At 45.5% G+C, this 14,160-nt stretch carries 10 protein-coding genes and 1 pseudogene; 10 read left to right on the top strand and 1 reads right to left on the bottom strand.

Annotation, left to right across the window (positions count from 1 at the left end):
- Positions 1-103 precede the first annotated feature (103 nt).
- The 5 genes from E5358_RS03575 (at position 104) to dapA (ending at position 5,587) form a co-directional block, all read left to right on the top strand.
- Positions 104-1,798 (top strand): putative transporter, encoded by a 1,695-nt coding sequence (locus tag E5358_RS03575; RefSeq protein WP_135938911.1) that lies wholly within the window; start codon positions 104-106, stop codon positions 1,796-1,798.
- A 107-nt stretch (positions 1,799-1,905) separates the two neighbouring features.
- Positions 1,906-2,883 (top strand): OadG family transporter subunit, encoded by a 978-nt coding sequence (locus E5358_RS03570; RefSeq protein ID WP_135938910.1) that lies wholly within the window; start codon positions 1,906-1,908, stop codon positions 2,881-2,883.
- Positions 2,884-2,924: 41 nt separating this feature from the next.
- A complete protein-coding gene (locus E5358_RS03565) occupies positions 2,925-3,362 on the top strand; it encodes a biotin/lipoyl-containing protein (RefSeq protein WP_135938909.1) in 438 nt (145 codons plus the stop codon).
- A gap of 25 nt (positions 3,363-3,387) precedes the next feature.
- Positions 3,388-4,548 (top strand): sodium ion-translocating decarboxylase subunit beta, encoded by a 1,161-nt coding sequence (locus tag E5358_RS03560; protein WP_135938908.1) that lies wholly within the window; start codon positions 3,388-3,390, stop codon positions 4,546-4,548.
- A 151-nt stretch (positions 4,549-4,699) separates the two neighbouring features.
- Positions 4,700-5,587, top strand: a complete 888-nt coding sequence (gene dapA / locus E5358_RS03555; RefSeq protein ID WP_135938907.1) for a 4-hydroxy-tetrahydrodipicolinate synthase — start codon at positions 4,700-4,702, stop codon at positions 5,585-5,587.
- A 171-nt stretch (positions 5,588-5,758) separates the two neighbouring features.
- Here dapA and E5358_RS03550 read toward each other — a convergent pair.
- A pseudogene (locus tag E5358_RS03550) lies at positions 5,759-6,133 on the bottom strand (TolC family protein); the annotation flags it as partial.
- A 160-nt stretch (positions 6,134-6,293) separates the two neighbouring features.
- Between E5358_RS03550 and E5358_RS15050 the strand changes: the two are divergent.
- The 5 genes from E5358_RS15050 (at position 6,294) to E5358_RS03530 (ending at position 13,674) form a co-directional block, all read left to right on the top strand.
- The gene (locus E5358_RS15050; RefSeq protein ID WP_168354570.1) at positions 6,294-6,458 is read left to right on the top strand and encodes a hypothetical protein; all 165 of its coding nucleotides are present in this window, start codon (positions 6,294-6,296) and stop codon (positions 6,456-6,458) included.
- A 295-nt stretch (positions 6,459-6,753) separates the two neighbouring features.
- A complete protein-coding gene (hisB, locus tag E5358_RS03545) occupies positions 6,754-7,899 on the top strand; it encodes an imidazoleglycerol-phosphate dehydratase HisB (protein ID WP_135938906.1) in 1,146 nt (381 codons plus the stop codon).
- Between the two features lie 67 nt (positions 7,900-7,966).
- Positions 7,967-10,774, top strand: a complete 2,808-nt coding sequence (uvrA, locus tag E5358_RS03540; protein ID WP_135938905.1) for an excinuclease ABC subunit UvrA — start codon at positions 7,967-7,969, stop codon at positions 10,772-10,774.
- Between the two features lie 423 nt (positions 10,775-11,197).
- Positions 11,198-11,578 (top strand): fluoride efflux transporter CrcB, encoded by a 381-nt coding sequence (crcB, locus tag E5358_RS03535; protein WP_135938904.1) that lies wholly within the window; start codon positions 11,198-11,200, stop codon positions 11,576-11,578.
- A 173-nt stretch (positions 11,579-11,751) separates the two neighbouring features.
- Positions 11,752-13,674, top strand: a complete 1,923-nt coding sequence (locus E5358_RS03530; RefSeq protein WP_135938903.1) for a CocE/NonD family hydrolase — start codon at positions 11,752-11,754, stop codon at positions 13,672-13,674.
- Positions 13,675-14,160: the final 486 nt, after the last annotated feature.

The following is a 14,160-nucleotide window of genomic DNA, read 5'->3' as shown; positions in this document are numbered from 1 at the left end:
ATAAAATTCCAAAAACTTGCACACTAACAAAAAATAAGTACAAAAAAATTCTTTTCTTACCAAAATAATGAGTAATTTTGTAGCGAAATTATGTAAATATCATATGGATTGGCTAATAAACTTATTCACCAGCACTGAGTCTGTTGCGCATATAGCATTGCTTTACGCATTAGTCATCGCTGTTGGTGTTTATCTTGGGAAAATCAAATTCGGAGGAATCGCTCTCGGAGTGACATTTGTGTTGTTTGCCGGCATTGCTGCTGGGCATTTCGGATTCACAGCCCCTACTCCTATCCTGACATTCGTGCAGGATTTCGGTCTCATTCTTTTTGTGTTCATGATTGGTTTGCAGGTGGGACCGGGCTTTTTTGAAAGTTTCAGAGAGGGAGGAGTAAAGATGAACCTAATGGCAACAAGCATAATCTTCCTGAACATCGCTGTGATGTTCGGTTGCTATTATGCATTCTTTGACACGAATGACCCTAACGACCTGCCTATGCTCATAGGCACACTTTATGGTGCAGTGACAAACACTCCGGGACTTGGTGCCGCAAACGAGGCGCTGTCTTCTGTGTTTGATGAAGGAGCTGCGCCTCCAATAGCAAACGGTTATGCTTGTGCGTATCCTCTCGGCGTTGTCGGCATCATTGGTGCAACAATTGCCATACGCTTCATTACACGTACAAGGCTCGACAAAGAAGAAGAGGCATTGGAGATGCAGGACGAGGGAAACGCTGCAAAGAAGCCACACCTCATGCACCTTCTTGTGCGTAATTCATATATATGCGGACGCACTATCCTTGAAATCCATGATTTCATGAAGCGCGATTTCGTATTCTCACGCATACTCCGTGGCAGCGAACTTATAATCCCGAAGCGCGACACCACACTTGAATTTGGAGACAAGATTTACTGTGTCTGCGCGGAAGCCGATGCAGAAGCCATCATTGCTTTTGTAGGAGAACGAACAGAAGTATTAGAGTTCAAGGAGCAGGAGGAGAAGAAGCAGATGATAAGTAAGCGCATCCTTGTCACAAAGCCGGAAATCAACGGCAAGACATTGGCAAAGATGCATTTCTCAAGTGTCTATGGCGTGAATGTGACCCGTGTGACACGACAGGGCATGGATCTTTTTGCTTCAAGCAACCTTGCACTCCAAGTAGGCGACAGGGTGATGGTTGTCGGAGAGAAGACGCATGTGGAACGTGTCAGCACTATCCTCGGAAACTCCATAAAGCGTCTTGACCACCCTAACATAGCAACGATATTTATCGGCATAATGGTTGGAATACTCTTTGGAAGCATCCCATTTGCCATTCCAAACATTCCTGTGCCACTGAAATTGGGTATAGCAGGTGGTCCGCTCATCATAGCAATCCTTATCGGACGGTTCGGCCATAAGTTCCATTTGGTAACCTACACCACCACATCGGCAAACCTTATGCTGCGCGAGGTCGGACTCGTACTTTTCCTATCAAGTGTGGGAATAAAAGCCGGAGCGAATTTCGTGAACACTGTTGTTGCAGGTGACGGTCTCTTGTATGTCCTGTCGGGATTCCTGATCACCGTAATACCTATATTGATTATAGGAACAATAGCGCGTATGAAATACCAACTGAACTATTTCACCATAATGGGTATGATAGCTGGTTCATATACTGACCCACCGGCACTCGCTTATGCGAACTCTGTATGTTCAAAAGAAGCTCCTGCCATAGGTTATTCCACAGTTTATCCTCTGACTATGTTCCTGCGCATTTTCACAGCACAACTGATAATAATCCTATGCTGTGGATAATGCAGACAGATAAATAACGTAAGAACCAAACTATTGCACTTCCAAAAGTCATACAGACCGTAACTTTGAAAACTAACAGATAAGAACAAAAAAACGCAAATAAACTAATGAAAAAAATCGGATTACTGCTTGCCATACTTGCATGCATATCACCGGATCTCTTTGCCCAAGGCGCGAAGAATATCAGAATAAACGAGGTGATGACAGACAATGAGTCCAGCATCGTAGACGAGTTCGGGAATCATAAGGCGTGGATAGAGTTGTGCAACGCATCATTCACAACTGTCAACATCCGTGGGATGTACATCACAACAGACAAATCGGTGCTGAACGAAGACCTCAGTGCACCGCAACGTCAGGCACTCATGTCATTAATTCCTAACGGAGACGAGAGCACATTGTTGTCAGGCAACCAGCATTTCATCCTGTACTGCAATGGAAATCCCAAAGATGGCTCACGACATATTACAGCAAAGATTACGGAAGGAGAACCTGTTTGGGTAGCACTTTATGACGGCAACGGTGTGGAGCTTATCGACTCTGTCACAGTCCCGGCACTATCGGTCAACCAATCTTATGCACGTGAGAAAGACGGCAGCGCGAATTGGGTAGTGCGTGGTTCGAAGAATGTCACACCGGGTATTGCCAACACACCGAATATCAACAACAAAATAGCACGCACAAAGGCAGAAGACCCACACGGATTTGCTATAACAATACTTGCCATGGGTACTGTTTTCTCATGTCTTGCACTGCTGTTCGTATTTTTCCGTGTGCTTGGTCTTATCATGGATCATATCAATACGACAAAGAAAATTGCAAATGCATACCCTCTCAAGCCTGTGACAAGTACTATCACCACGACTGCAAAAATCGGTGCTGAGGTTCTTGATACGACAGGAAAACTGATGAAAGACGGCCTGAAGCTCAAAGGCATTGACAAAAAAGTGTATATAGCAGTCATTGCAATGGCCATCAAACAGTATGAGGATGATGTCCATGATGTTGAGTCCGGCATCATATCCATCAAGCCAAAGAGCACAACATGGAATGCTCCAAAATTCAATAATGAAATAAAGAAATAAAAAGGTTCAAACAAAAAAATACAATCAGAAAACAATATATTATGGCTACATACCAATATACAGTTGAGGGTACCGAATACGAAGTAGACATCCTCGAAGTTCAAGACAAAGTGGCAAAAGTCACTGTTAACGGAGTAGAATTTGAAGTGGAATTGAAGCGTGCGCTTAAACCTACCACACGCCCAATCCAACAAGTGCAAGCTGCGCCTAAAGCCACAACTCCGGCAGCAGCTCCACAGCCAAAACCGGCAATGCCTGCCGGTGCAGGCCAGCATGTCCTCGCTCCACTGCCCGGAACAATCAACGAGATAAAGGTTCAAGTCGGAGACACTGTGAAACAAGGTGATACAGTCCTTATCCTTGAGGCCATGAAGATGCAGAATAACATAGAGGCTGAATATGATGGGCAAGTTACAGCAGTCATTGTAAAAGTGGGCGATACTGTTATGGAAGGTGCTCCACTCGTAACTATTGGATAATGGCTAACCGTTAAGAAAAAGAATCATGGAAACATTTCTGAATTTCCTTAAAGGCAATTTCTTCGATTTCCTTACATACACAGGCTTTGCCAACGCAGAAATAGGAAACCTGATTATGATAGCTGTCGGAGCTGTCTGTATCTGGCTTGCCATAAAGAAAGATTTTGAGCCACTGTTGCTCGTACCTATAGGACTTGGTATCATTTTGGGAAATATCCCTTTCAAAGCTGATGCCGGACTTGAGATTGGTCTTTATGAGGACAACTCTGTACTGAACATCTTTTATCAGGGTGTTAGACAGGGATGGTATCCTCCATTGGTATTCCTTGGCATAGGCGCCATGACTGATTTCACTGCACTTATAGCCAATCCTAAGCTCGTGCTTATCGGTGCAGCAGCACAATTCGGAATCTTTGGCGCATACATGACAGCACTTGCTCTCGGCTTTGAACCAAACCAGGCTGCAGGTATCGCCATTATCGGTGGTGCTGACGGTCCTACTGCTATATTCCTAAGTTCAAAACTGTGTCCTAACCTTATGGGAGCAATTGCAGTCTGTGCTTACTCTTACATGGCTCTTGTTCCTGTAATACAGCCACCTTTGATGCGCCTCCTGACAACAAAGAAAGAGCGTGTCATCAAAATGAAGGCGGGACGTGAAGTATCACAAACAGAAAGAATACTGTTCCCTATCATCGGACTGCTCATCACAACATTCATAGTGCCTTCAGGCATGCCTCTTCTTGGAATGTTGTTCTTTGGAAACCTGTTGAAAGAGTCAGGCAAGACAACACGCCTTGCAAAGACAGCAGGCTCATCACTCAATGACATCATTGTGATGCTGCTCGGTCTTACTGTAGGTTGCTCAACACAAGCCAGTGAGTTCCTCACAGTGAACACTATTTTCATATTCGTGCTTGGTGCTTGCGCTTTCGTTGTTGCTACATGCTCAGGTGTGCTCTTCGTTAAGTTCATGAACTTGTTCCTTCCTGAACACAAGAAGCTGAATCCACTTATCGGCAACGCAGGCGTATCGGCGGTTCCTATGTCAGCGCGCATCTCCAACAACCTTGGACTTGAATATGACCGCAAGAACTTCCTCCTCATGCACGCTATGGGTCCAAACGTTGCGGGTGTGATAGGCTCAGCTGTTGCAGCAGGTGCATTGCTTGGCTTCTTGTCATAACTATCACATGATTCTCCCAAAGCCCTATAAAGAAAAAGTATATAGAGCTTGCATCATGAAATAAAGAAAACAAACATTCACCAAGCAGGTAAACTATGACAGACATACCTGCCAATGTAATAATATATTAACTGATTTTGTCCAGCAACTTATGAAGCACAATATATTCCGTGGTCTTGGCATAGCCTTGATTACACCATTTACAGAGACAGGCAACATTGATTTCGATGCACTGAAAAGACTTGTGGACTACCAAATGAATAATGGTGCAGATTTCCTCTGCATCCTTGCCACAACAGGAGAGACACCTTGTCTGACAAAACAAGAACGCCTTGATGTGCAGCATTTCATTGTAAATCTTGTCAACGGACGCATCCCTGTTGTCATTGGTTGCGGAGGCAACAATACTGCAGCTATCGTTGAAGAACTGCAAACTGGAGATTTCAAAGGCATTGACGGAATACTTAGTGTTTGCCCTTACTACAACAAGCCATCACAAGAAGGCCTTTTCCAACATTTCAAAGCCATCGCTAATGCGACAAAGCTCCCCATTATATTATATAATGTGCCGGGACGCACAGGTGTGAACATGCAGGCAGAAACAACAGTACGACTTGCAAAGGCATGTGAAAACATTGTGGCAATAAAAGAAGCAAGCGGCAATCTTGAGCAGGTAGATGAGATTCTGAAGAACAAACCTGATGGCTTTGCCGTACTTTCCGGTGATGATTCCTTGACTTTCCCAATGATAGCATGTGGTGCGGAAGGTGTGATTTCTGTCATTGGCAATGCTCTTCCTAAGGAGTTTTCAAGAATGATTCGCCTGGAAAAACGCGGAGAGTTTGAAGCTGCTGCAAAGATACACCATAAGTTTACAGACCTATACTCACTCCTCTTTGTAGACGGCAACCCTGCCGGAGTAAAGGCTTTACTTCACGAAATGGGATTCATCAACAACGTTCTGCGCCTGCCACTTGTCCCTACACGTGTGCAGACCGTACAGAAGATGTCCCAAATACTCAAAGACCTGAAATTTTAATAACACATCAATGAAAAGAGTCCCTTTTATATCAAGGTAAAGCAAAAGATAACTAAAAGAAAGAAAATGAATACTTTAGTGATTTCACTATTGTATTCATTTTCTTTTGTTTTGATGATTATTGTGGTATTTTTGTTACTAGTAACTATCTGCAATCGTGGCGACAAGCTATGTCTGTACGGCTTGCCGGTAATCACGGCTTCCTTGCAAGGCGGCAGCGGCACCATGCTTTGCAGCTGCAAGTTTGCCGAAGATGTCCAGTTCCCAGCTTGCTGACGCTCCTACATTATATGTCTTTGCCGTTGCTCCATCTTGCCTGACGACATTACCTTCGGCATTCAGTCCAAGTGGTGGTAGATAGGATAGTTTGGCCGTCAGCAATGCGGCTTCTGCCGCTTCCACCCGTAGCCGTGCCACATTGAAGTTTGTGTTCCGTTCAAGCCCCGTTCCAATCAAGGACTGGAGTTTCGGGGCGGTAAACATCTCCCGCCACGACAGGGAGGCCAGAGTGGTGGTATCGGCGTCTGCCGGCAAATTGCTATACATATTCTACGCGAGTTCTGGATAAGAAAGTCCCCGAACTCGCGTATGAAATGTTGGAAGAAAGAAGCAGAGAGGCACTTAAGGCGGTCGATGCGTTAGGCGTCTCCAATGTAGAGCGACATTACGGCAAAGCTGTTGAGGATTCAGAAGGCATATGAAAACATTGGAAATAGCAGTACATGATAAGGAGACCATCAAAGACCTCATCAATGGTTTGATAGGCAAACCAAATGTAGTGGTCAATATCTACTATCAAGAAATCGGAAGCATCTTAAACAGCACATTGGAAAATGTCAATACGTACACTTCTGTGAGAAAGTTGATATAGAAACAGAATAATGCCAAATTCAAACATAAATTAAATACGTAAGCACACAGCTGGGTGGTGGCTGCATATTGCGGTCACCACTTTTCATATACAGACACACCGACACGTGAACAAAAAACACGCTTCACACTGCATTTATATTCCCTTTGTTTGGTGTTTTCGTGGAAAAACACTACCTTTGCACTACAAACCCACAAAGAAAGCGTAATGATGCTAATTTTGTTACCACTTTGTTACTCATCACACTTTCAGAATAGGTTAACACATTGAAATAATGAAAGTTACGAAAAGCGATATGAAAAGAGTCCTTTTTATAGACCGTGACGGCACACTCATCCATGAGCCTGCCGACGAACAGATAGACGCCTTTGACAAACTGAGATTTGTCAAAGGTGTTTTTAGAAATCTTAGTTTTATACGCCAACACCTTGACTTTGAGTTTGTCATGGTCAGCAATCAAGACGGCCTTGGAACAGACTCATTCCCGGAGGAAACATTCTGGCCTGTTCATAATTTCATCCTTCAAACACTTGAAGGAGAGGGTGTGGTGTTCGACAACATACTCATTGACCGCCATTTCCCGGAAGACAACCATCCGTGTCGCAAACCTGGCACGGGCATGCTCACGGAATACATCAAAGACTCAAATCTTAATCCTCAATATCATACCCTCCTATCAGAGAACGGTACAATTGATTCTGCTGGCACAAGAAACAAGGAGCCAAAATATGACCTAAAAAACAGCTATGTCATCGGAGACCGCGAGACAGATCGACAGCTTGCCGAGAATATCGGGTGCAAAGCCCTCATCCTTGGGGACGACATGACATGGGACAAAATCACAGAAATCCTCTTTGCCGGAGAGCGTATCGCGGAAATCAAACGCACCACAAAGGAGACTGACATCTACGTCAAAATGAATCTTGACGGAAACGGAATCTGTGATATCCATACCGGTCTCGGATTCTTTGACCACATGCTGGAGCAGATTGGCAAGCACGGAATGATAGACCTTACCATCCACACGGAAGGAGATCTTGAGGTTGACGAACACCATACGATAGAAGACACTGCCATCGTCATAGGCGAATGCCTCGCGGAAGCCCTTGGCAACAAACGCGGCATAGAACGCTACGGCTACTGTCTGCCTATGGATGACAGCCTGTGCTCTGTTGCATTGGACTTCGGTGGCAGACCATGGCTGGTATGGAATGCGGAGTTCACTCGCGAGAAAATCGGAGAAATGCCTACCGAGATGTTCCTCCATTTCTTCAAATCCCTTTCCGATGCTGCAAAAATGAACCTCAATATCAAGGCAGAAGGTCAGAATGAACATCACAAAATAGAAGGTATCTTCAAAGCTTTTGCACGCGCACTGAAGATGGCAGTGAAACGCGACATCTACAAATATGAGCTTCCTTCAACAAAAGGGATGCTCTAATCGCAGAAAAACTTCCGCCATACCTTCTGCACATCACTATTTAAAACAAAATAGAAACAGCCTTTCCATGATAGAAATCTCACACGCAAAGGTCAATAACCTCAAGGATATTTCCATAAATATCCCAAGAGACAAATTCATCGTAATTGCCGGAGTGTCAGGCTCCGGCAAATCATCCCTTGCCTTCGACACACTGTATGCCGAGGGGCAGCGACGTTATGTCGAGTCTCTGTCAAGCTATGCCAGACAGTTTCTGGGCAGAATGCCTAAACCCGAGTGTGATTACATCAAGGGACTGCCACCGGCAATCGCCATAGAGCAGAAAGTCATCTCACGCAACCCACGCTCCACAGTAGGCACAACCACAGAAATCTACGAGTATATGCGACTGCTCTTCGCACGCATCGGCAATACTTTCTCGCCTGTTTCCGGACAAGAAGTCAAGAAGCATTCCGTAGAAGACCTTGTCGAGTGCATGCTCTCCTATCAGAAAGGGACAAAATTCATTATCACCGCCCCACTCCATGTGCCAGAAGGAAGAACCCTTGAACGCCAACTGGAAATGTCTGTGCAAGCCGGATATGCACGCTTGTATTACCAAGGCGAAATACTGCGCATTGATGAACTTGGCGATAAAATCAGCACTCTCAAAGCCAATGAAGCCCACATCCTCATTGACAGAATGAGTGTGGACAATGGCAAGGAGACAATATCCCGACTATATGATTCTGCCGAAACTGCTTTCTATGAAGGACGTGGAATGTGTCGCTTGATATTCATGCCGGCAATGATTGAACATGAGTTCTCCACAAAATTCGAAGCTGACGGCATAACATTCGAAGAACCTTCTGCCAACCTTTTTGCATTCAACTCACCTATAGGAGCCTGCCCTGCCTGTGAAGGTTTCGGCAAAGTTGTGGGCATTGATGAAAGACTCGTCATACCGAATCCCTCACTCTCTGTCTATGACGGTTGCGTACAATGCTGGCATGGTGAGAAGATGAAGGTTTGGAAAGAAGAGTTCTGCCGCCGCGCGGAAAAAGACAATTTCCCTATTTTTGAGCCATATTTTTCTCTTTCACAAGAACTTAAGGACTGGCTTTGGCACGGCCTGCCGTCAGAAGAGGGAATAGACATACACGAGAAAGTCTCTATTGACGAATTCTTCCGTATGCTCAAAGAAAACCAATACAAGATTCAGTACCGCGTGATGCTCGCACGCTACCGTGGCAAGACCGTCTGTCCTGAATGCCGAGGAACACGATTGAAAAAGGAAGCCAGATACGTCAAAGTCTGCGGAAAGACAATCCAGCAACTCATTGAAATGCCTATCAGCGAGCTGCAGGAATGGTTCCACAACATAAAGCTAAACGAACACAAGCAAGCTATCGCCAAACGACTGCTGCCAGAAATAAACTCACGCCTGCAATTCCTCATGGATGTCGGTTTGGGTTATCTCACTCTCAACCGTCCGTCCAACACATTGTCAGGTGGAGAAAGCCAAAGAATCAATCTCTGTACCAATCTTGGCTCTTCCCTTGTAGGCTCACTTTACATTCTCGATGAACCGTCCATAGGTCTTCATCCCCGTGATACAGACAGGCTTATCAAGGTCTTGCGCCAATTGCAGGCAATAGGCAACACCGTCATTGTAGTCGAACATGACGAGGAAATCATGCGTGCCGCCGACTATCTCATCGACATCGGTCCGGATGCAGGAAGACATGGCGGTGAGGTTGTCTTTGAAGGCGATATGGAAGAGATAGCACAACTGAGTGACAAGGACATAAGCAAATATTCAAAAAGCCATACTGTAGAGTATCTCACACACACCGAGACCATCTCCACCCCGGCAAGCCGCCGCCAATGGAACCGTAAAATCACCATCAAAAGCCCTTTGATGAACAATCTTAAAGGCACGGATGTCAGCATACCGTTGAACTGCATGACAGTCATCACAGGTGTATCCGGCTCCGGGAAGTCATCTCTGATAAAGGGCATACTATACCCTGCCATGAAGAGGCATCTTGGAGAAGTCTGCGATGCGCCCGGAGAATACGGAGGACTGGAAGGCGATCTGAAAGCCATAAAGCATATTGAGTTTGTCGACCAGAACCCTATCGGCAAGTCAACGCGCTCCAATCCGGCGACATACGTCAAAGCCTACGATGCCATCCGCCAATGGATGGCTGACATGCCGTTGTCAAAACAGATGGGATTCACACCGCAGCATTTCTCCTTCAATGCTGAAGGCGGACGTTGCGAGGAATGTAAGGGAGCGGGCACTATCACCGTTGAGATGCAATTCATGGCCGACCTCGAACTGGAGTGCGAGGCATGCCACGGCAAACGGTTCAAGCATGACATCCTTGAGGTAAGATACAAGGACAAGAACATCTATGACATTCTGGAAATGACCATAAACCAAGCCATAGAATTCTTCTCCGAAAACACCCTTGCCAAAACAATAGTCAACCGCCTGAAGCCACTGCAAGATGTCGGACTCGGCTATATAAAGCTCGGACAGAGTTCATCCACACTGTCAGGAGGCGAGAACCAACGTGTCAAACTCGGTTATTTCATCGGGCAGGAGAAGCAGGAACCGACGCTCTTCATCTTCGACGAACCGACCACAGGTCTCCATTTCCATGACATAAAACGCTTGCTTGCGGCCTTTGACGCACTCATCAAACGCGGGCATTCGGTACTTATCATCGAGCATAACCTCGATGTCATCAAATGTGCCGACCACATCATTGACCTCGGACCGGAAGGCGGGCACAAGGGCGGAAACATAGTCTGCACCGGCACACCGGAGGAAATTGCAGCTTGCACGAAGAGCCTTACAGGACAATTCCTGAAGGACAAACTATGACGAAATGGTAATTGGTGGTCGGCAAAATACAATGGTTCTATGACTGCGCGCACACAAATGTAAAGATGTATTTGTACTTGAAACCGCGTCAGCGGTGACAAGAAAGTAGCCGTGGGTCGTACCCACGGTATACGGTAAAGCTCTGTGCACGACCGATTTATCGGTCGAATACGCCTTCCACCTTAACATTTATTCGACCGATAAATCGGTCGTTGGTTGATGCTTGTATTACAATCCGTGGGTGCTACCCACGGCATTCTTGTCACCGCTAACGCGGTTCCTCAAGACAAATCCCTTTTGAAGAAATCACTCATAAGGTGGTAATATACAAGATGTGCTACTTGTCACTATTTTTTATCAGACAACAATATAAAAAAGCAAGAAACAAGGCACAACACACTCTGCCGACAATGTAAAAACAATATGAAAGAACTCCTTTTTGTATTCATTGGCGGTGGCACAGGCTCTGTCCTGCGCTTCACAGCCTCGGTTTTATGGCAACACATCTCCCTGCATCCGCGATTTGCAGGGACAGTGATGCCATGGTCGACACTAATTGTCAATGTCATAGGTTGCTTCCTCATCTCCCTCTTCTACAAATATTCAGAGCAATGGGGACTAAGCAATGAAATGCGCCTCCTGCTCACCACCGGACTCTGTGGCGGTTTCACCACCTTCTCCACCTTCTCCTACGAAGGTCTGATGCTGCTCCGCGAAGGATATGCCGGCACCTATTTCCTCTACGTAGCCCTGAGCATCATCCTCGGACTCATTGCCGCATTGCTGCCGTTTGCGGTGAAATAAAGATTAGTTGTGCAATAAGGCTGTACAACTAATAAGTTAGTCTGTGAAGTTGTTTCAACTAATTACCTTTGAGACACTTTTTAACGAACATAACTATGAATTAATCCACGTCTGCTATCTACCAAAGCAACGCAATACGTTTTATTACATTGGATCATTTACAATTGTATGCTATGAAGAGGTTATTTCTTTTTTTATTATTTGGTTTGTTTGTCATAGCGACCTTTGGTCAGGCAAAATCAGGAGAGCAACCTGAGCATATTAATGCAGAATGGGTTAAGGCTAATTATACTAAGCGTGAAGTCATGATTAAGATGCGTGATGGTATTAATTTGTTTACTGCTATTTATGAACCAAATGACAAATCGGTCAAGCATCCTATACTTATGCAGCGCACTTGCTACAGCGCAAGTCCCTATGGCGAAGACAATTTCGCCGATATCTGGAATTCCGCAAAGACTTATGTTGAAAATGGCTATATCCTTGTCTTTCAGGATGTCCGTGGCAAGAACATGAGCGATGGCGAATATGAGAATATCCGTCCATTCATAGAGAACAAGTCCCTGAAGAAAAAGAAAGGCAAGAAGATTGACACCGACGAGGCCAGCGACACTTACGACACAGCGGAATGGCTCGTCAAGAACACCAATAACAATGGCCGCATCGGTGTTTATGGCATGAGCTATCCTGGTTTCTATGCCACCATGGCTGCCCTCAGCGGACATCCTGCCATCAAGGCCGTTTCGCCTCAGGCTCCTGTAACGGACTGGTTCCGAGGTGACGATGTACATCATAATGGTGCTTTCTTCATTATGGACATGTACAACTTCCTGTTCTGGTTTGAGAAGGCGATGACCAAGCAGGCACACCAAAAAGGGTTTGACGGTAGTAAAATCAGAACAACTGAAACATTGGTGAAGAATGATGTCTATACGGATTATCTCCGCATGGGTGCGGTGAAGAATTTCAGTGCCTCTTACGGCGACAGTATTGCAAGTTGGAACGAGGTGATGAACCACCCTAATCTTGACGAATACTGGGAGTCGCATAATGTCTCTCTACATTGCCACGACGTAAAGCCTGCCGTGATGGTTGTCGGAGGATTGTTTGATGCGGTGTGTTGCTATGGCGCCTTCCGTACCTACGAGGCTATCCGCGAACAGTCACCGGCAACAGAACTTTATCTTGTGGAAGGACCGTGGGCACACGGCGGTTGGACCAGTAGTGCACGCGAATATTTCGGCAATGTACGTTTCGCTTCAAATATGACTTCTGATTGGTATCATAAGAATATCGAGTATCCTTTCTTTGCATATTATCTTGAGGGGAAAGGAAATAAGCCTGCTCCGGGAGCCAAGGTCTACGACACAGGAACTTGCCGGTGGAAGCATTATCCTGACGGCTGGAACAATAAAGCAGAGACTACACCTTATTACCTTGCTGCCAATGGAGAACTTGTTACCGAAAAACCTTTGGTACAAGACTTCAAGACTTATATTTCTGACCCGAATAAACCGGTCCCTTATCAGATGACACCAAGCAAGAGACGCACAACAACATATATGCTCGACGACCAGCGTTTTGCTTCTCAGCGTCCGGATGTTTTGGTTTATCAGACAGAGCCACTCACCTCGGAACTTGTTCTTGAAGGGGAAGTTGAGGTAAATCTTGAAGTAAGCATTTCTACTACAGATGCCGATTTCGTGGTCAAAGTTATAGACGTATTTCCAGAGGATTTCGCATATAAGCAAGATGATAACCTGTCTCCACATCACAGTAATGAATATCCCATGAGCGGATACCAGATGCTTGTGCGTGGAGACATTATGCGTGGCAAGTATCGCGAGAGTTTTGCCGAGCCAGTGCCTTTCGTCCCAGGAGAGAAAACCACGGTAAAGTATAGGCTTCCAAGTCTTTGCCACACTTTCAAATCCGGTCACCGTCTGATGATTCAAGTGCAGTCATCATGGTTTCCATTGGCTGACCGCAATCCGCAGAAATTCTGTGATATCTATCATTGTGATGATTCAGACTTCCAATCTTCACAAATCAAAATATTCAACACCTCAAGTGTTTGTTTGCCTATAAAGAAGTGATGCTTTGCACGTAAATTACCGGCACCGGGAAGATAAGCCAAATGCCCATCTTCCCGGTGCCGGTAATTGTAATCAGGACTCCGTGCCAAGGTTTACAAACCTAATGACCGATTGGAGTAAAACCAAACGGAACAACTTGTTTCTTACTTAACGTGAGTTCGACGAAATCACAATTATGTGTGGATCATCACAAGAATTTTAAGCCAACAAAAATCGGATAGCAAATCAGCAAGTCTAAATACCTCATTTACAAACACACCGTGAAATGGTGGCTCTTCGTTAACCCTGTATGCAGCTTGCTGCATGCAGGGTAATACAGGATTCCGGACAGCACCGTAAGACGGTGCCTCACACTGACGAATTATTATGGTGTGTTTATACCATGAGGCACCGTTTTACGGTGCAGGATAATGCACAGAGGTTGCCGCCCATGTCGCTACGCTCCATAGGCGGTTAGGAATAGAGTCACCGTTTCACGGTACTTTG

This window comes from Palleniella muris (assembly GCF_004792655.1).
Classification (GTDB): Bacteria; Bacteroidota; Bacteroidia; order Bacteroidales; family Bacteroidaceae; genus Prevotella; species Prevotella muris_A.
The sequence above is the reverse complement of the archived record's forward strand: the minus strand, read 5'-3'. Positions and strand labels throughout refer to the sequence as shown.